This window comes from Glycomyces sp. L485 (genome assembly GCF_022548875.1).
Classification (GTDB): domain Bacteria; phylum Actinomycetota; class Actinomycetes; order Mycobacteriales; family Micromonosporaceae; genus Glycomyces.
Window position 1 is genome coordinate 36548 of record NZ_JAKZEW010000021.1, and the last position, 17482, is coordinate 54029.

A 17482-nucleotide genomic window follows, 5' to 3' on the forward strand; every position below is an offset into this window, starting at 1 on the left:
TGCAGGAGGAGTTCGGATCGATGGGTACTCAACCATATCGAGGCAGTCACTGACAGCGTCTTCGCGGACACGAACCGGGATCAGGCTCGCGGCCCGCGGTGCTTCACAGCAGCCCCCCTTGCTCCAGCAATCTACGCCAGGTGTCCACATAGCGCCCCTTGCGGTCCCTGCGGTCGAACGCGTCCGGCCCCATGACGACCTCGATGAGTTCCGGATACCGCCTACCGAGCACGAAATCATTGAAGAACTCGACGGCGCCCATATCGAACTCCCAGGTTTCGATCTCCTCTGGATGGGAGTAATAGAAGGCGTAGTCGTCACCGTTGAGGTAGTAGACACCCCCGTCCTCTTGGTCGACTCGAATCACCGGTTCGCCTAGGAAGCCCGGGATGTCATCAGGCATAGTCAGGCAGGGCGCCTGCGTGTGTGTGAATTGAGTGGATGTTCCCGGTTGCTTGGTTTGCCTGGGCTGCAACCGGTTCGGGTGCATGCATGACGGGCATGTGCCGTCGGTGATCATGAAGGTGTTGAGCCAGTTGATCATCGAGAGAGCACATGCCCGCCTGTCTATCTTCTCCCGAGCCTCCTGCGTTGAAGCAGCTGGGGGCGTTGTATGCCGAGCTGGGCGCTGACCTGCTCGCCTGCCTTGAACACCTCCCCGATCACCGGTCCCGCTTCGGGCGGCGCTACCCCTTGAGCGGCCTGCTGTGCGTGTGCGCGGCGGCGATGACTGGCGGGAACACCCATCCGGTGGCGATCGCCGATTGGGCCGCCACCGCTGCCGAGGTCACGCTGGAGGTCCTGGGTCTGGCCTCCCGGTCGGTGACCGGGGCGTTGCGCCGCCCGGACGCGACCACTATCGCCCGCGCACTGACCGGGCTCGACGTCGCGGCGTTGGAAACGTTGGTCGCCGCTCGCGCCGCCGACGCGGCCCTGGCCGCCGGATCGATCGGATGCGCCTGTGACCCAGACGAGCCCGATCTGGCCGACTCGGCGGCCGAGCAGATCGAGCGTGACTGCTGCGCAGGAGCGCTGCCGCAGCTGTGCGTCGACGGCAAGTACCTGCGCGGCACCGGGAACAGCGCCGCCGAACAGGAGAAACTCGTCTCCGCGTTCGAGCCTGCCCGCGGCATCACCCTCGCTCAGGTACCGGTTCCCGAGGGTACAAACGAGACCACGTGCTTCGGCCCCCTGCTCGCACCGCTCGACCTGAGAGGGACCGTCGTCTCGGCCGACGCCGCCCACACCACCGCCGCCAACGCCCGCTGGCTGGTCGAGGACAAGCGCGCCCACTACCTCTTCGCGGTCAAAGCCGACCAGCCGACGCTCTTCGCCCAGATGAAAGCCCTGGACTGGACCGCCGTCCCCGACCGCTCCCGCCGCAGGCGAGCGGCCCACGGCCGTTGGGAACTGCGCAGCATGCGCACCATCGAACTCGACGTGGCCGTCGGATCCTTCCACCTCCCGCACGCGGCCACCGCCATCCGCATCATCCGCACCCGCACCGTCAAAGGCAAGACCACCCGCGAGACGGTCTACTACGCCACCAACCTGACCTGCCCGGACACCACTCCAGCCGCCCTGGCCTTCCACATCAGACGGCACTGGGCGGTGGAGAATTCCAGCCACCACGTCCGCGATCGCACCTTCGCCGAAGACGCCTGCACCACCCGAAGCGTCGCAGCACCCCAGGCCCTGGCCGCCCTGCGCAACCTGATCATCGGCCTGCTCCACTGCGCCGGAGAGACGAACCTGGCCTCCGCCACCCGCCGCTACAACCGCGACGAGCCCGCGACCCTACATCTCCTGGGAATCAACCCAAAAACGACCTAAAGCCACACACGCAGCCGCCCTGCATAGTCAGGTGCATGAACCCGATGTCGAGCGGATTGCCCAGCGGACATACAGGGTCGACCTCGCGGTCCTGCCATGCCTCAGCACTGGCGATCGACTCCGGCCGCACGAATCGCAGACAACTGCCTTGGAGCACCCGGAACAGACGGAACACGGCCGTGACGTCTTCCGGCACGCCTTCGAGCGGTTGCAGCCTCTCGCCCGCGGATACGACAACGTCGGGGGCCTGCGCTCCCTCAAGACGTCGGAGCCGGTCGACCTTGTGCTGGATCTTGCTGAGCGCATCAGCTCGTTGGTCGCTCATCAAACCACCCTAACCATCACAGGTGTGCCCTCGGGAACATCACGAAGGGAGCTGTCTCGCCCGTCGTGGATGATGACCGTCCCCCAAGCCGGTGCCGTGTCGAAATCGCTTTCGGCCGCCTGCCTGACCTAGATGCGGTCGCCGATCACGGTGACCAGTAGGTCGCCTGCTCAGGTCGTCGCGGCCACCATCATCGGCGCGGTCGCCGACATCGACCAGTTCGACTCCCACAACGCTCTGGCCGCTTTCACCGGAGCCGCACCCAGGCAGATCGCCTCGGCAGAGAGCGAGCGTCAACGCCTCAACCGCAACGGCGACCGCCGCATGCGATACGCCCTGCACATCGCCACCATCGTCCAATCACGACTCAATAACGGCCCCGGCCGGACCTCCTACCTGAGGAAACGCGAAGAAGGGAAAACCCACCGAGAAGCGCTGCGATGCCTCAAGCGCCTGCTGGTCCGAGTCATCTACCGCACCATGAAACGTGGTGCAGAACACCAGCGCTCAATCACACTAGCGGCTTGACGAATATAGAGGAACCACCAGACCGAACCCCCTTCAGGAAGCAGTGTTGGGTCCCAGCCCTCCTACTTGGCCAAAGCGGAGTCCTACACCGTCTGGTCCGGATCCGTGTTCATCATGATCTCGCAGTCGCAGTAGCCGCCGAGCTCCCTCAACCCTGCCAGTACCGCCTCCGTGTCGACCTGATACCGGCCTTCAAGCCACTCGATTGCAAATCGCTGCGAATAGTCACAGCCGCTGGTGTTCAACCGGGAATCGACGAACTCGTACAGCTGGTCGAGCTGCTCCCGATCGAGGCCCAAGGTCGCCCACTGTTCCAGCCGCTGCTGCTCCTTGAATGCCCAGCGCAACTCTCGCCGCCGGTCCTTGCTCGGCACAGTAATCCTCCTGCCCAGCCTCTTCAAACACACGGATACCGAGTCGGCTCCTCAACAAGTCCGATCACGGCCTCGAAGAGCTGACGAGATACAAGAGTATCGGTGCGAGAAATCGTGAGTGCCAGCTGCGGCTCTGGCGCTGGACCACAACTGGCAGAGCGCATTGAACCACAGCAGGCGATTCACTACCTTCGTCCGCCTCGATACCGGTTATCCCAGTATCGGATCATCTGGTAATTCCTCAGTTTCTTCCCGAAGTTGTCAAAACGGTGCTGGAGCCGGTGGAGCACCGTGAATTTCGGCTCCGAGCCAGAGGACCTCCGGGCTCCGCTCGCACACCTCGACCGACACCACTGTGGCGTGATGGTACGAGTCCGGGGCGGGCGCCGACCAGTACAGGAGGACGATGTTGATCGCCATCGAAACCGGAATCATCGTCACAAGCGTGTTGACGAAGACGAACGCCGCCTTGGGATCACGGATCCCGCGCAGAAAGAACCGTTTCGGAATCACTCGTCCGCTTCCTCTGCCCCTTCCGTAATTTGCTAGCCAGAGGGAATTCGGTGCGGCGATGCCAGCGGCTGCCGTCACTGACGAACAGGCTGATCGACGACACCACCGCCGAAACAGGAAGCTGCGTCTCCATGGCGGCCTCGACCTCGTCGAAGATTTCGGGTTGCTGCCCGTTGGCCACCGTCAGGTGCGGGGTCACTTCCGCGAACTGGCCACCATAGGGCGGTGCCTCGGGCCACCTGGCCGACACCACTTCGGTCAGTTCGCGGAATCGATGGTCGGGCGTCGGCACGAGATACCGTACGTCAGGGAATCGCCCGATCCTGTCGAATTCGACGCTGAACCGATTCTGCCGCGCGAACAGCGCGGTCAACTCGTCGAGCACCACCTCATCGATCCGATCGAGGTCCAAGAACGGCACCAGCACCGTGACGTGGGCGGGCATACCCGCTGCCGCAGATGAATTGAATCGCTGCCGCCAACGATCTACGAGCAGCTCGACATCATCGACTACCGCCACCAGCGCAGTTTGACCTATCTTGTACTTCGACATCGCACGATTGTCTCGAAGGCTGAGCGCAACCCAGAACCCCTCCCTCGCTGACACGTGACTCGTAAACGGCTCAGGACTCACTCCGGCACCGATCACGCCGTCGCCCTCGGTTTGCTATGCGCCCCAATCCTCGGCGGGTGGTGCGACAGCGCTTGATGTCTACCGCTCCGCGGATCTCCAATGCGGTGCGGGGACCGGGCTCCGTGTTCGGGAAGGATTTCGCCATCGTCATCAACTCCAACGGTATGCTTCCACGTCGGTGTAGCCAGTATTCAGCGCTTCGTGGCCGACTTCGACTCCGACCATGCCGCAGGCGGAAAGCCTCGATGAGGCTCCGCTCGCCAGGGGTGCGGGGTCAGATCCGTTCCAGGGTGCCATGCCTGACCAGGGACCGTAGATACGCGGCCGCTCGTGTGGGGCCGGGCCCTCCGGTGAGGAGTACACCGGCCTCCAAATTGTTCGTCAGGCCCGAGGCGGTGAAGTTGGCGCTGGTCACCAGCAGAATGTCGCCGTCTGCGAGGGCGAGCTTCGCGTGCAGTTTGGCGTCCTCGGGGCGGGTGCGGGCCGGCCAGCTGTAGAGGCGGGCGCCGTCGAGTTCGGCGAAGGCGTGGGCGGGCTCGGATCCGGCGATGGCCGATCCGGCTCCCGCGAGGGTCTCGACCGCGATCGAGACGGCCACGTTTCGGTCCAAGGCTCGGGTCAGCGCTTCGAGCAGCGGCCGGTGCGGCCTCGCCGAGTAAGTCGACAACCACAGTTCTTGTCTGCTGGTGTCGATGACATGCACCAGTGCGCTGAGGGTCGTGCGGAACGGGACGTTGCGTTCGGTGGGCCCGGTCAGTACGATCTCGGCCGCCTGGTTCCTTTCCTGGGCGGCGTCGCACAGCCCGTACAAGTAGGCCTCGGCCCGTCCGGGTCCCCAGGTGTTCGCGGCCGTTGCGAGTTTCGCGATGGCCTGGGCGGCTTCGGGCCTGCCGATGCGGGCGGCGATGATCGCCGGTTCGGTGCCCGAGACGATGTCCGCGGCGCAGGCGGCGAGGGCCGCGGGTCCGATGAGTTCTCGCACCCGTCCGGCGCTGGCGGCGAGTGCTTGGCGGTCGCTCAGTCCCATGGCGTGAAGAAGGACAGGCCGTCGCCGAGATCGACGGTGAAGCGGCGGTCCAGGAATCGGTTCCCGCGTTCGCAGGTGGTCTCGGAGACGAACAGGCAGGAGTGGCAGGCAGCGCCGTGGAGGGAGTCCGACGGTTCGGCGGGCAGGTGGTCGGCGCACACCGGATCGCCCGAGCACCGTTGGGCGTCGGTGAGGGCTCGCCGGACGATTCGGGTGAGCCGGTCGGGTTCGGCGAGACTGACCAGGCCGCCGAGTGTGCCTTCGGCGTCGGGGACGGCGGTGTAGATGAGGATGCCGGCGCGGTCGTCGCCGTTGCTGTAAATGCGTTCGGCCAGGCTGGCGGAGTTGTAGCCGCATTCGAGGGCGATGGTGCGTATGAGCAGGTGCGAGAGGGTGTGCAGTACGACGTAGCCGGCGCCGGGCCATCCGGCGGACGGGTCGAATTCGGCCTGGAGGCGGCCGGAGTATCGCTTGGTGCGGAAGGTGGCCCACGCGCTCCGCAGTCTTTGGACGGCCGGAGTGGATTCGATGCGGCTTTCCCATGTGCTCAGGGCGTCGGCGTCGATGCGCAGGAAGATCCCTTCGCCGAAGACTTCGCTCGCGGGGGCCCAGGTGGGTTCGCCGCGGCTGATGGGTGCGGTGGGCACCAGGTCGGGTTGCTCGGGGTCGGGGGCGTCGAGGCGGGTGAAGCCGTGGAATGCGCGGACTTCGCGGAGTCGCTCGGCGCGGACCACGTCGGTGAAGTAGGGCCTGAGTCGGGCCGGTACGCCTCCGGGTTCGCGGACGGCGGTGAAGTAGGCGTCCTCAGGCAGGCGGGCCGCGGTGAACGCCTTCCACTCGGGTTCGAGCAGGTCGGGGATCTCGTTGCCGGCCGACGGGGTCGGCGTGTGGGCGTCCATGGCGGCGCGGAGGTCGGCGGCGTCGAATTCCCGGAACGGCTTGAGCTCCGGCAGCGAGCGCATGAGCCCTGCGATCTGTTCGGCGGTGAAGTTCTCGACGATCTGGAGGCTCTCGGCGTGTTCGGCCACGAGCCCTTTGAGACGGTCGGTGTCGTCGGGAGGAACGGACAGCACCGAGACCGTCTGGGGGAACCAGAGGTTGGAGGCGCCGACGATGAGCGGCTGGAGCTCCTCGCGGCAGTTCGCGGGGGTGCGCAGGTGGGGGTGGCGGCCTCGGCAGGCGGGTAGGTGGTCCCTGCCGGCGGCGCCCATGGCTTCGCGGAGGTTCCTCTCTGCCGAGCACGATTCGCACTTGATGCGGACGTTGACCGCGCGGTTTCCCGCTCGGTCGTCCATTCGCAGGTGCGGGTGCTCCGCTTTCGGACAGGATCCGCCTTTGTGGACGAACCATTCGTATGGGAACTCGTCGAGGTGACCCGAGCGGCACGCGAGCAGGAAGCGGGCCGGGACGGCCTTGGCGGTGGTCTTGCCGCCGCAGTTCCGGTGCACGAACCTGGCTAGATCGGGCCGGCCGCGTTTGCTGTTGACGTAGGTGAAGAACTTGCTGTGAAGGGAGTTGAGCCGGTTGCATTTGGTGCAGCGCAGCCAGGCCGGGAACGGCTGCACCGGCACGCCGACTGCGCTGCGCTCGTCCTCGTCGGACAGCGGCACGAGTCGCAGTTCTCTGACGCTGCGGCCGAGACGGCGCCGGGTCTCGGCCAGCAGGCGCGGTTCGATCACCGCGCGGTTGTCGTCGCGGTAGTGCGGTTCCCAGTCTTCGAGCCCGCCGACGAGCGCGGCGACGTTCGGGAGGTCGATGATCGCTCCGATCCCGCCGGTGAACATGAGGTGGCTGGGCCGGGCCGAGCCGACTTCGCGGATGGGTGCTTTGGAGGTCATGTGCTAGTCCCCGTCCTTGCTCTGGCCGGCGGCCTGCGGGTACGTCCACTGCGGCAGCCCGGTCGGCGGCGCGAGCAGTTCTGCCGGTCTGGGGAACACCAGTTTCGCCTCTCCTTCGGTTTCGCGCATCGAGTTCGCGACGGTGCGAGGGCCCCACTCGGAGCCGTCGGCGGGTTCGAGCAGGCCGTTGCGGTTGGTCTGGCCCTGTCCGGCGCGGTAGACCAGGCCGCCGCGGCTTCGCTCCTCTTCCCAGGCGTTGAACAGGAATTCGGCCCGCTCTCGCAGGTAGCTCCCGGCGGCTCCGGTCACGTCCTCGGCCCGTTCGGCCAGGAGGTCGACTGCGAGTCGCACCTCCGGGGAGGTGCGGTCGAAGGCGGCCGCCGCCGGGTTCGGCGAGGCGTCGCGGCTGCTCTGGCGGATCGCCGCGACCAGGGTGCCGGTGGCGCCGCGGTCGAGCGAGCGGCGGGTGAACGGCGTGACCGACAACGCCTCGACCTGCCGGTAGAAGCCGGCGTGGTAGTGGAAGAAGTCCTCGAAGTGGTCGAGGTCGCGCGGCCGGGTCCAGTTGTAGAGGGTCACCACGAGCCCGGGCCGGGCGGCGTCGCGGCCGACGCGGGAGGACGCCTGGATGTACTCGGCGGTGTTCTTGGGCTGCCCGGTGACGACCATGAGCCCGAACCGGGAGACGTCGACGCCCACTTGCAGCATCGATGTCGCCAGTACCGCGCCGGTTCGCGGTTCGCGTTCGCTCAGCTCGACGGCGCGTGGGTCGGTCTCGCGGCGTTGGCGTCTGGCCTCCATCCGCTCCGAGCGCCAGCCGCGTTTTCGAACGCTGGTGTCGCACTCGGGATCGAATCCGACCTCCAGGTCCGCGAGGGTGGCGGCGATGTCCTTGGAGGCGATGCGCGAGGTCAGCTCGGTGACCTTGAGCGTTTCGGAGCCGATCAGTCGCTGCGGGAAGCCGTCGCGGGAGCGGTGGATCCTGATGGACACGTCGTCGTCGAGGTAGCGGCGCATGCCGGCCAGCTCGCGGGTGGCGTTGAAGTAGCCGACCGGTGTCATGTAGGGGTCGGCGGGCGCTCCGTAGCGGTCGAACTGGGCCTGCCCGGCGATCAGAAGCGTGTCCCACAGCCGGATCTCGGCCTGCTTGAGCCGCACGCCGTGAGCGCACAGCCCGAGGTAACGGCGCCCGGGGGTCTCCTCCGAGACCGGATCTTGTCTTGAGAAGAACGTGTCCTCGATGTCGAGCACCGGGGGCGGGAACAGCGCCACGTCCCGGTTGTATATGCCGCGCACCTGCGAGGCCGATCGTTTGGTGGTGGCGGTGGAGGCGACGATCTTCGGGCCCGCGGTGCGGCCGTCGGGAAGCGGCCATTGCAGCAGGTAGTCCACGGCCGACTCGAACAGGGCGACACTGGTGCCCAGTGCCCCCGAGATGAGGTGCAGCTCGTCTTGGATGATCAGGTCCCACGGCCGAGGCCGCACGACCGGTTCGCTGGTCACGGCCGGGTGGCTTCCGGCGGCGTTGTGGCGGCCTCCGCAGTCGACCTTGCCGTCGAGGTCGGGATGCCGGTAGCCGTGGCGGGGGCAGCGGCTGTCGACCAGGCCGAACAGCATCCCCGCCTCGCCCTTCCACGGCAGTTGCGCCAGCTTGTCGACCGTGGCGATCATGAACGCGGGCAGGAGCCGGTAGATCTCCTCGTCCACGCTCACCACCGGGACACCTTCGCCAGGGGAGTCCCGCCTCGAGAACGGGCAGCGGTCGGCGCTGCCGTTGTTGCGGGAGCAGTAGACCAGGACTCGCTGGCGGACCAGGTCCACTTCGATCGTGTTGGGGTCGAACGGCTCTCCGCACCAGGGGCACGCCTGCAACTGGAGGACCCTCGACCCGGTGGTGCGGCCGGTGTCCTTCATTTCGGCGATGTCGTCGGCGGCTTCCTGGAAGGTGTTGGGCGTGACCTTCATGCCCACCCACAGGCCGATCCGGAACGGCTCCTCGCCGTACACCGCCGGTTCGGACCGGCGCTGCAGCTCTGCCGCGCAGACGAGCGACGAGGCCCGTTGGAACTGCTGAGAGGTGAGCAGGCGCAGGGTGTAACGCATGAACACCGCTACCCCGGCGGCGGCGTCGCGGGCGTCCTCCCCCGACCCGGTGACGCCCTGGAGGCGGCGCATGGCGAGGGTGAACGCCGCCAGGCCGAGATAGGCCTCGGTCTTGCCGCCGCCGGTCGGAAAGAACAGCAGGTCGACCAGGCCCTGGCGGGTGGCCTGCCGCTCTTTGTGGCCCGGGTCGGCCAGACCGGCCAAGTTCAGCAGCAGGAACGCCAGCTGGAAGGGCCGCCAGGAGGCGGCTCGGGCGCCTTTCGCCTCGATGGCGGCCAGCGCGGTCGGGAAGTCCTCTCCGGTGGCGGCCCGCCGTGCGGCGACCTGGGTGTGGATGCGCTGATCGAGCATGGCCTTCTGTGCGAACCTGAACGCCCGCAGGGAGTCGTGGTGCAGTTCGAGACCGTCGTCGGTGAGCAGGTGGACGCCCGCGGCAATGCGTTTCGCGATCTTCCGGGCCTTGAGCAGGGCCTCCTCGGCGTGTGGCCGTAGCTGTGCGGGCAGCGCGTCGAGGCGGTCGGCCTGCTCGTCGAGCCATGCCGCGTACCCGTCGGCCAGCGGTGCGAGCCCTGTCTTCAGGGCGGCGGTGTCGGCTTCGGCGAGGGCGGCCATGGACAGCTCCAGGCCCGCCAGGTGCTCGGACTCCTCAGGGGACGGTGCCGAGGTGCCGGGGACGTCGGTCACCGGGACCCATTCGGTGACGAGCCGGTGGGCCCGGCGGCCGTTCTCGACGGTCTCGGCCCTGGCGGCCACGTTGCGGCCCATGACGTATTGGAGCCGGTTGCGGTAGAGCAGGCGCAGGTGCATCTCTTCGGCGTCCTCGGTCGCCGCGTCCGGCACCTGGTCGGCCAGCGGGTCGTCCAGCGGCAGGAAGATCGGCGCGGCGCCGTCGCGGGCGCGGATGGTCAATCGGGGCTGGAACAGCCAGGCCTCGTCGGCGTTGTGGCGGGGTTCGCGTCGGCCGTTGACGAGGCTGACGTCGACCACGGCGCAGTCGTCGCGGTGGCGGGTTTCGATGTGGAGGAGCACGCAGGCCTCGTCCGGGGACGAGCCGGTCAGCGCCAGGCGCCGGGTTCCCGGTTCAAGCGGGATCTCGCGCTCGTATCGGACCGGGGTGCGCTGCCAGGTGCGCCTGCCTTTGCCGTCCTCGTCTTCTACGGTGACCTTCTCGTACTGTCCCCAGTCGGCGGTGACGTGGACGGAGTCGGTCTCTCGGGAGACCTTGAACGACAGGCCCATGCTGGAGGCCCAGAGGCGTCCGGCGTCGACGGGAGGGGTCCGGTCGGGAAGCTCGGCGTCCTCGGTTCCGGCGGTGCCGCTGTCACCGTCGTCTTGCTCGTCGGGGTCGTTGGCGGGGTCGTCGTCATCGGTGGGGGCTTCGCCGCGGAGGGTCTTGGGGCCGAGTTGGCCGACCAGGTAGCGTCCGCGCGGGGTCTCGTTGCGGAATGTCTCGGTGTCGCCGTCCCAGGGGCCGAGGAGGTCGCGGTTCAGGTATTCGATCAGGCCGTCGCGGACGCCGAACGAGGTGGCCTCCTCGAAGTGCTGTGCGCCGTGCAGCATCTCGGCCGGACTGGGCTGCGGATTGGGATCTGGGGGCTGAGATGGGCTGGCCATGGCCCTCCGTTCTCGATTGCCGACGGCTACCGTTCAACATTCTGCACGACCGGTCCGACATGCGTGGCCCGGATCGACATGGCGATGCTCGGTTGTGTCGCACTGCTGAACACGGCTGCTTAATCTGGTCCCCGTTCAGCCGTTCAGTCTCGGCCGATGTGGTGGCACTGCTCGTCGCCCATGCGAAACCTCGGGAGGTGGACACATGGATCGGAGACTGTTCTCGGCCTCGGGCGAGCCGCCGTCTGGGAGCCGCGTCCGGGGCCTGGACGCCACCGAGCCGAAAGACGCCGCTGCCAGGTCCGTGCAACCTGAAACCGCACTAGCGCTGAGCATTGTCGAAGGGAGCGAGAGGCTTAGGCCGACGGGCTGGACGGTCACAGCTCGGCAGCCTGAGCGATCGACTCGGCGAGCGAGGAGTGGGCCTTGAAGACCTCGTCGATGATGGCTTCGGTCTGTATGGGTTTCCCGATGATGCTTTGCAGTTCGATGGTCATGTTGTCGGCGCGGAAGATCGAGACCAGCTCCACCTGTTCGCCCCACGAGCGTTCGCTGGTCGATTCGTAGACCTCGTCCCAGGTCTTCGAAGGAGTCACCGGCTCGTATCCGATGTCTAGCGAGTCGGCCGCTTCGCGGGCGTTCTCGTGGTACTCGACCCTCACGTACAACTGGTTCAGAATGGAGATCGGCTCGCTGTACCAGTCGATGCAGTCGTCGGACTGGACTTCGGCGCAGAGGTCTTCGGTGACGGTGGTCTGTGAGTAGCAGGTGACCGACGCGTACCCTGGCCGCTCGTTTGTATGCCGTTCGGTCGGCTCCCCCCAGGGGAGATAAATCGGTGCGATCAAGTCGCTGTACTGGTCGAGCTGGAGATCCTCGCACTCGGTGCCGGTCGAGCCGAACGCTCGATCGTCCGGCGATTCCTGCCCCTGTGGCCTCCAGGAAATACCTTCGTAGAGCACGGCAGCGACGATGAGCAGTGCCCCGGCGAGGAGCCCGAGCTTGAGCAGGCCGACCTTGGTGATCGAGAATTTGCCGGTCATCCGAACACCGAACCGGGTTCGGGAAGCGTTAGCTTGTACAGCGGTAGCCCCGTGAAGTCGGAGAAGTACTCATCGATCTCCGACCGACTGGACGCGAACGCGTCATCAGCGGCCTCGATGATCCCCGCGATCCCCGAATCGATCTGGCCCAGGATGCCGTGCACATCATTCGAGTCGAGGTTGACCTCCTCGGATTCCTTATTCACCAGGTCCGCGGCGGTTCCGATCAGGCTCACCACGGTCGCCTTGGTCATCTCGGCAGCGATCGCGGGGGCGGCGAATCCCGCGACGGTCGAGTAGGTGATCCCGGCATCGGGTTTGGCGTTGTCGGCGAGGTCGTGGCAAGCGCCGATCGCCTCTACCAAGAGGCGGTATACGTCCGAACGCGCGGTGTGCAGAGTGTCCTCGTAGATCTGCATGTGGGCGGCGAGGAAGCCCGCCGTGTTGTGGATTCGGGCGATGACGCCTTCGATCTCGTTCGTCACCATCTCGCGGAAGAGCCGTGCCCGGTCCGACTCCCAGTTCTCCTCATCGAGGTCGCTCTTGACATCGTCGATGACACGTCGGTTCGAGGACTCGGGCGCCTCCATGTCGAGCGCGCGCACGAATCTCAAGACGGCCTCGTGGGTCGCTGCCACATCCCCCTCTTCCTGCTCGGAGAACTCCTGGAACGCCCGGTGGACGCCCGAGGCGGCGGCGCTCCCGTCGGTGGTGTTCACCCCGGCGATCGTCTTCCCGTCCTCGAAGTCGACATACGGGTACCCGACACCGTTGTACTCCGAGCCGACGAGGTTGAACAGGAAGTCCGAGACCCCTGGGATGTGGAAGTTGGAGGCGATGGTGTCGTTGGCCTTTCGTAGCGCCTGTGCGATGCAGGCATGCACGAACGCCTTGGAGAACTCGCTCCAGGCCAAGTCCATGTTGTCTTCCGAGTATTCGGAGTCAAGGTAGGGGCGGGACGGCGCGTCCGCCACCTTGTGTACTGGCATTGGGGCTCCTCATGGCACCTGTATCGTTGCAGCTCAGTAGATTCGGACGTCGCCGTCCTCGGTCTCGACGACAGTGGCCTTGTCGGTGTCGTCGATCTCTGTTACGCGGGTGTCCTCGCGGTCGGCTTCGCTCTCCTCGAATTCGGTTCGCAATTCGTCGTATGCGATCCTGTCGAGTTCGCTTGCGCTTGCGGCGTCTGCGCCGTCGTAGGCATCTGCCTGGGTCTGAAGTGCCTCGCCGTGCTCTTGGAGGTTCTCGATGAAGGCCTCGAGGACGTTGCCGAAGCCGTCCCGAAGGTTTCGCCAGGTATGCAGCATTGAAGACTCCTCGGCTGCACCGCAACGGAACAGGGCCGGCTCGTCGTACTGCGTGAGGATGTCGGCGGCCGCCTCGACATCCTCCGCAAGCTCTTTGAGGTAGCGCCCTGCGTGGTGGATCTTCTCCGGGTCGGCCATGATTCCCGACATAGCGGCCTCCTCTTCGGGCGTGTGTGTCCGCTGGATCGCGGTGTATCGGCGGTTCTGGGGGTTGCATCCTGGAAAACCCGTGATCATGCTGATACACATCACCTGCAATGAACTGGGTGTTCTTCCGACGACAGCAGGTTACCGCACCGGCACCGCTACAGGGGTACGAGTATCACTCGGTATGCCGAGCCGTTGCGGAGGAGACGATGGGCACCTGAATTAATGAGCGCCTCCGAGGATGGCCGTCCTCGCCGTGTGGACGGTCGCGATGATCGCCGCCCCGCACCGACCAGGACGAAGGCGGTGAGCCCACAGGGTCTCCGCCTCCGTATGCGAAGGAGTTGTTCGAGGGTTCGGACATCTACGAAGCGCTCGTGGAAGACCTGCCACGCGACTATCTCCTAGAAGGAGCCGATACCCCGCCGGGCGGTTCGAACCGATGTGACTGGAGGTGCTCATCGGCCCGGAGACGCCTCTGCGCCGAGGGAGGGGGCGGGCGCGGCAACGTTGCGGCCGACCGCGAGCGACGACAACGGTCCGGCCCACCGGCGCACCCGAGTCTCAGTGCGCGCCGGGGCGTCCTTGCCTGGATCTGGCCTTGCGGACGATGCTGATCGTGTTGCTGTAGATGATGCGGGCCCAGCAGTCGCCTGCGTCGATCCAGCCTTCGAGCCACTTCGACTCGGGTGGCGGGAAGAGGCGGCCGAGCCCTTCGACCGTGAGGATGCGGTAGGGCTCCTGCGAGCCGTCGTCGAGCATGACGCGGACCGAGTTCGGGTCGTGTTCGTCATCGCCGTAGACGGTGAAGGTGAGCGAGTTCGCGAAGCGAAAGCCGCCGAGGCGGTGAGCGGGCTGCGGTTCTTCGGACTCGGCGCTCACGGTCGGAATCCTCTCCGCCAGGCGGCCTCGGGGAACGGGTTGACCCGGTACCAGATGGCCGCGACCTGTTCGAGGACGATCAGCCGTTCTTCGACGTCGAGCAGCGCCGCGTGATCGGGCTCGACCCGCAGGCGCGGGTCGCTGTCGAGTTCGAGGACGACGCCGTACCGCGCGGGCCCCTCGGCAAACTCGATGAAGTCGATGCCGACGCCGTCCCCGGCGCGGGGCCAGGAAACCGTCGCCGGGTGACCGGCGATGTCGATCTCGCCGACTACATCGATCAGCAATCCGGTCGGTGTCCGTGGTCGCGTCATGGCGCCTCCGTTTGATCCTGGTGAAAACCGGTGAGGAGAGGCCCCACCAACGGCAGCGCCGAGCCGCCTCCCCTCACCGCGCCGACGCACCCCACCGCGCATCGACTCCTCGACCGTACGGGAGGCGACTGCCGATTCCAAGCCTCTGACCTGGGGTTTAATTCGACACGGTTGGACACTATGCACAGTTCGGTTCAGGTGGCGGCCTGTGTTGAGCGCCTTCGCCGGGAGGTGTCGATGGTCGACACTGGAGGTGCGGAATCTTCGGATGGCTTGTCGTCGAAATAGCAGCCGAGACCTGCTGGCGCGGGCCCCGGCTGGGTTGCAGTGGATCTGTCTGGACTTGTCGGCGCTTCGGCTTGTACCGCCGGTTGCCTGGCCTCAGGCACCTGGGAGGTGTGTCAGCACCAGTAGGTGTCGGGGCCGATGGGTTCGACGCTGGTCTCAGCGCTTCGCGTTGGCCAGCAAGGCGACGAAGTCGCCCTGGGCCAGCCCGAAGACCGGGGAGTCCTCGGACAGCTTGGAGTCGCGGACCTCGAACCCGGCACCGGTGGCACGGGCTTCAACGCAGTTGCTGCCAGCGTCGCCGTTGCCGGAGCGGCTGGACTTGCGCCACTTCGTTGTCGTCATAGCAGTTGGAAATCCTTAATCGGTATGGCCTTCTTGACGGACTCGTCGAAGGCGTTCTGGAACGAGGCGACCGTCTCGGCGACCTCGAAGTAACGAGCCCCTTCGAACGATTCTAGGTAGGCCGTCTTCGGGAACTCCCCGCCCTCGAACTCGAAGATCTCGAACGCGCTCCCGGCGCATCGGAATGCGCCGGCCCCGAAGGGGACCACCAGGAACTTGAACAGCGAGTAGTCCCGGTCGAGCTGCTTGAGGTGCTCCAGTTGGGCGGCCATCACCTCGGGCCCGTCGATCTGACGCCGCAGGGCCGCTTCCGAGGTCATGTAGACGACCTCGGGGAGCCAGTCGCGCTCCATGAAGCTGATCTGGCGGTCACGCCGGAACCCGGCGGCTCCGGCAGGTCCCTTGCGGTCGGGTGCGTTGTCGTCGCGGATCGCCGCGTTGTAGTCCTCGGTCTGGAACAGGCCGGTGATGAGCTCGGACTCGCAGATCAAGATCTTGGACGCGGTGAGCTCCATCTGGAGGAAGGTGAAGAACACCGAGGGAATCTTGAAGGAGTGGAACAGGTCAGGGGTCTCGGAGGATTCGGCCAGCCGCACCAGGTTCTCGGTCTCCTCCGGGCTGAGCCCGTAGAGGCGCGCGAAGCCGAGCATGTCGGTCCACCTGACCTGGGGCGAGCGGGCGTGCTCGAGGTCCCGGATCTTCGTGATGCTCATCTTGAGCTGATCGGCCGCGCGTTTGTGGGTGTACCTCGACCGCTGGCGGTACTGCACGAGCAACCGTGCAATCTGGATGTTGGTCAGGAAGGCCTTCGTGCTCATGACACGGATAGTGGCAGATCGACTACAACCACCACAACCCTCTGAACAGCGTTTCCGACACCCGGATCGACGTAACCCGCCTACGTAACCCACGTCTTGTCGAGAATCCGACAGAGGCCGGTGACCGCTTCGCGGCGATCCCTCTGTGCGATACCGGTGCCCGGTCCACTCATTACAGCCCTGGAAGCGCGCCCGTCTCCGGCCAGGGCAGGTACACCTCGTCGATCCACACGCCATCGACGAATCTCGTCTGGCCGTAACGACTCTGCAGCCGCCCATCGAGTGTCATGAGGACATCGCATTCACCGACCACCGCCGCCGCAAGGTGGATCGCGTCGGCCGGCTTCAGGGATTCGTGGAGCGCGTACCGGCGAGCGCGGATTTGGATATCGGGCCCCAGGTCGATCATCTTGAAGCAGGAGGCTTCGACCATTTCCATCGATCGGTCCTCGAATTCCTGGTCGAACGGCCGGGCCCGCGGCTTGGTCACCTCAACGTAGTGGAGGCCGCTCACGGCCGCCTCGTACTTCCCGCTGAGCAGCGCCTTCATAAGGCGCGGGACGTCGGGGTGGGGTTCTCCGTTGAGGTAGGCGATCAGGATGCATGAGTCAAGGTAGATGCGATTCGGGGGGTCAGGACGTGCCACGCAGCTCCTCCAGGTATTCGTCCACAGTCTGCCCACCAGTGAGATCGGGGAATGCGCCGTCGAGGGCCGTCAGCGTCGAGCGCTCGGGGCCCTTCATGACCCGGAGGGAACGCAGCTTGATCGATTGCGCCTGGCGCGTCCGGTCACGTTGAATCACGCCGCTGACCTGCACACGCTTGCGCAGCGCGGCCGTGACCTGGTCCGCTTGCTCGTCCTCGAACTGCACCGTCACCGCCCGCTTCGGAGCCTCCAGCCACAGCCGGGCCTCGCGTTTCCCGTCGTGGAAGTTGACCGACTCGAGTCTCCCGGTCAAGGAGCCGATGGTCTCCATCTTGGCCTGGAGCGCCTTGTCGAGGTTCAGGCCCGCTTCCCGGGTGATGATGCAGGGCTCAGTCGCATCATCACCGATGACCTGAAGCTCTACGCGCAGCTCTCCGAGCGCCTTGAACACCGTCCGAGCCTTCTTGGCGGCGTCGTAGTCCCAGCCCTTCGGGATGGACGCGTTCTCCTGGGCGAACTTCAGCCCCAAGACGAATAGAGGAAGGAGCGATTCGGCCTCTTCCAGCGACTGATTCGGTCGGGGTTCCTCGATCGCGGTGCAGGCATTGACGCTGCCGACACCGAGCTGAGTGAAGCGCCACTGGACGTGTTCGCTCTGATCCCTGAGCTCTGAGGCGTCGAGTTTGTCCAGAACGTCGAAGATGCCGTCCATGATCTTCAGCGCGCGCCGAGCATCACCCGAGGCCTGGGCACCCGGCAGGTAGATCTTCAGCTCGCTGGCCATGAGTCGATGGTCCCACAGATGGTCACTGTCCGGAACCCCCGAACTACTGCGATCCCGTGAACTTCATGCTCGTCTGGGCAGTATCAGACTTGCAGACCGGAAGATTCCTTACTGGGCTACCG

19 protein-coding genes are annotated in these 17482 nt (G+C 66.0%); 2 read left to right on the forward strand and 17 right to left on the reverse strand.

Going from position 1 to position 17482, the window contains the following annotated elements:
* Positions 1–103 precede the first annotated feature (103 nt).
* Positions 104–403 (reverse strand): hypothetical protein, encoded by a 300-nt coding sequence (locus L0U85_RS12110; RefSeq protein ID WP_241378018.1) that lies wholly within the window; start codon positions 401–403, stop codon positions 104–106.
* A gap of 188 nt (positions 404–591) precedes the next feature.
* Between L0U85_RS12110 and L0U85_RS12115 the strand changes: the two genes are divergently transcribed.
* Positions 592–1833 (forward strand): ISAs1 family transposase, encoded by a 1242-nt coding sequence (locus tag L0U85_RS12115; protein ID WP_241378019.1) that lies wholly within the window; start codon positions 592–594, stop codon positions 1831–1833.
* Here the strand turns inward: L0U85_RS12115 and L0U85_RS12120 are convergent.
* On the reverse strand, positions 1814–2158 hold the full coding sequence (locus L0U85_RS12120) for a hypothetical protein (protein WP_241378020.1): 345 nt from the start codon (positions 2156–2158) through the stop codon (positions 1814–1816). The genes L0U85_RS12115 and L0U85_RS12120 overlap by 20 nt on opposite strands.
* A 132-nt stretch (positions 2159–2290) precedes the next feature.
* Between L0U85_RS12120 and L0U85_RS12125 the strand changes: the two genes are divergently transcribed.
* The gene (locus tag L0U85_RS12125; protein WP_241378021.1) at positions 2291–2686 is read left to right on the forward strand and encodes a transposase; all 396 of its coding nucleotides are present in this window, start codon (positions 2291–2293) and stop codon (positions 2684–2686) included.
* Positions 2687–2769: 83 nt separating this feature from the next.
* Here L0U85_RS12125 and L0U85_RS12130 read toward each other — a convergent pair whose 3' ends face one another.
* From L0U85_RS12130 to L0U85_RS12200, 15 genes are all read right to left on the reverse strand, one after another.
* Positions 2770–3060 carry a DUF2695 domain-containing protein gene (locus tag L0U85_RS12130; RefSeq protein ID WP_241378022.1) on the reverse strand — a complete coding sequence of 97 codons (291 nt, stop codon included), beginning with the start codon at positions 3058–3060 and terminating at the stop codon, positions 2770–2772.
* A 261-nt stretch (positions 3061–3321) separates the two neighbouring features.
* Entirely contained in the window at positions 3322–3573 is a 252-nt protein-coding gene (locus L0U85_RS12135; RefSeq protein WP_241378023.1) for a hypothetical protein, read from the reverse strand.
* Positions 3536–4126, reverse strand: coding sequence for a 2'-5' RNA ligase family protein (locus L0U85_RS12140; RefSeq protein ID WP_241378024.1), 591 nt, complete (start codon positions 4124–4126; stop codon positions 3536–3538). Before L0U85_RS12140 ends, L0U85_RS12135 begins: the two co-directional genes overlap by 38 nt.
* Positions 4127–4481: 355 nt before the next feature.
* Positions 4482–5234 carry a DISARM system phospholipase D-like protein DrmC gene (gene drmC / locus L0U85_RS12145; RefSeq protein WP_241378025.1) on the reverse strand — a complete coding sequence of 251 codons (753 nt, stop codon included), beginning with the start codon at positions 5232–5234 and terminating at the stop codon, positions 4482–4484.
* On the reverse strand, positions 5225–7072 hold the full coding sequence (locus L0U85_RS12150; RefSeq protein ID WP_241378026.1) for a DUF1998 domain-containing protein: 1848 nt from the start codon (positions 7070–7072) through the stop codon (positions 5225–5227). Before L0U85_RS12150 ends, drmC begins: the two co-directional genes overlap by 10 nt.
* 3 nt (positions 7073–7075) lie before the next feature.
* Entirely contained in the window at positions 7076–10789 is a 3714-nt protein-coding gene (gene drmA, locus L0U85_RS12155) for a DISARM system helicase DrmA (RefSeq protein ID WP_241378027.1), read from the reverse strand.
* A gap of 377 nt (positions 10790–11166) precedes the next feature.
* Complete coding sequence (locus L0U85_RS12160; RefSeq protein WP_241378028.1) at positions 11167–11832, reverse strand: hypothetical protein; 666 nt, start codon at positions 11830–11832, stop codon at positions 11167–11169.
* The gene (locus L0U85_RS12165) at positions 11829–12821 is read right to left on the reverse strand and encodes a hypothetical protein (protein ID WP_241378029.1); all 993 of its coding nucleotides are present in this window, start codon (positions 12819–12821) and stop codon (positions 11829–11831) included. The genes L0U85_RS12160 and L0U85_RS12165 overlap by 4 nt, the downstream gene beginning before the upstream one ends.
* Positions 12822–12854: 33 nt before the next feature.
* Positions 12855–13289 (reverse strand): hypothetical protein, encoded by a 435-nt coding sequence (locus tag L0U85_RS12170; protein WP_241378030.1) that lies wholly within the window; start codon positions 13287–13289, stop codon positions 12855–12857.
* Positions 13290–13850: 561 nt separating this feature from the next.
* Entirely contained in the window at positions 13851–14168 is a 318-nt protein-coding gene (locus L0U85_RS12175) for a hypothetical protein (protein ID WP_241378031.1), read from the reverse strand.
* Entirely contained in the window at positions 14165–14482 is a 318-nt protein-coding gene (locus L0U85_RS12180; RefSeq protein ID WP_241378032.1) for a hypothetical protein, read from the reverse strand. The genes L0U85_RS12175 and L0U85_RS12180 overlap by 4 nt, the downstream gene beginning before the upstream one ends.
* A gap of 444 nt (positions 14483–14926) precedes the next feature.
* Positions 14927–15112: a DUF397 domain-containing protein gene (locus tag L0U85_RS12185; protein WP_241378033.1), complete on the reverse strand. Its 186-nt coding sequence runs from the start codon at positions 15110–15112 to the stop codon at positions 14927–14929.
* Positions 15109–15930 carry a DUF5753 domain-containing protein gene (locus tag L0U85_RS12190; RefSeq protein WP_241378034.1) on the reverse strand — a complete coding sequence of 274 codons (822 nt, stop codon included), beginning with the start codon at positions 15928–15930 and terminating at the stop codon, positions 15109–15111. The genes L0U85_RS12185 and L0U85_RS12190 overlap by 4 nt, the downstream gene beginning before the upstream one ends.
* 172 nt (positions 15931–16102) lie before the next feature.
* A complete protein-coding gene (locus tag L0U85_RS12195; protein WP_241378035.1) occupies positions 16103–16576 on the reverse strand; it encodes a type II toxin-antitoxin system VapC family toxin in 474 nt (157 codons plus the stop codon).
* Positions 16563–17360 carry a hypothetical protein gene (locus L0U85_RS12200; protein ID WP_241378036.1) on the reverse strand — a complete coding sequence of 266 codons (798 nt, stop codon included), beginning with the start codon at positions 17358–17360 and terminating at the stop codon, positions 16563–16565. Before L0U85_RS12200 ends, L0U85_RS12195 begins: the two co-directional genes overlap by 14 nt.
* Positions 17361–17482: the final 122 nt, after the last annotated feature.

Excerpts from the sequence above, each read along its gene's own strand:
- L0U85_RS12110 (WP_241378018.1), bottom strand. The coding sequence starts at position 403 with ATGCCTGATGACATCCCGGGCTTCCTAGGCGAACCGGTGATTCGAGTC.
- L0U85_RS12120 (WP_241378020.1), bottom strand. The coding sequence starts at position 2,158 with ATGAGCGACCAACGAGCTGATGCGCTCAGCAAGATCCAGCACAAGGTC.
- L0U85_RS12125 (WP_241378021.1), top strand. The coding sequence starts at position 2,291 with ATGCGGTCGCCGATCACGGTGACCAGTAGGTCGCCTGCTCAGGTCGTC.
- L0U85_RS12140 (WP_241378024.1), bottom strand. The coding sequence starts at position 4,126 with ATGTCGAAGTACAAGATAGGTCAAACTGCGCTGGTGGCGGTAGTCGAT.
- drmC (WP_241378025.1), bottom strand. The coding sequence starts at position 5,234 with ATGGGACTGAGCGACCGCCAAGCACTCGCCGCCAGCGCCGGACGGGTG.
- L0U85_RS12150 (WP_241378026.1), bottom strand. The coding sequence starts at position 7,072 with ATGACCTCCAAAGCACCCATCCGCGAAGTCGGCTCGGCCCGGCCCAGC.
- drmA (WP_241378027.1), bottom strand. The coding sequence starts at position 10,789 with ATGGCCAGCCCATCTCAGCCCCCAGATCCCAATCCGCAGCCCAGTCCG.
- L0U85_RS12160 (WP_241378028.1), bottom strand. The coding sequence starts at position 11,832 with ATGACCGGCAAATTCTCGATCACCAAGGTCGGCCTGCTCAAGCTCGGG.
- L0U85_RS12165 (WP_241378029.1), bottom strand. The coding sequence starts at position 12,821 with ATGCCAGTACACAAGGTGGCGGACGCGCCGTCCCGCCCCTACCTTGAC.
- L0U85_RS12170 (WP_241378030.1), bottom strand. The coding sequence starts at position 13,289 with ATGTCGGGAATCATGGCCGACCCGGAGAAGATCCACCACGCAGGGCGC.
- L0U85_RS12180 (WP_241378032.1), bottom strand. The coding sequence starts at position 14,482 with ATGACGCGACCACGGACACCGACCGGATTGCTGATCGATGTAGTCGGC.
- L0U85_RS12185 (WP_241378033.1), bottom strand. The coding sequence starts at position 15,112 with ATGACGACAACGAAGTGGCGCAAGTCCAGCCGCTCCGGCAACGGCGAC.
- L0U85_RS12190 (WP_241378034.1), bottom strand. The coding sequence starts at position 15,930 with ATGAGCACGAAGGCCTTCCTGACCAACATCCAGATTGCACGGTTGCTC.
- L0U85_RS12200 (WP_241378036.1), bottom strand. The coding sequence starts at position 17,360 with ATGGCCAGCGAGCTGAAGATCTACCTGCCGGGTGCCCAGGCCTCGGGT.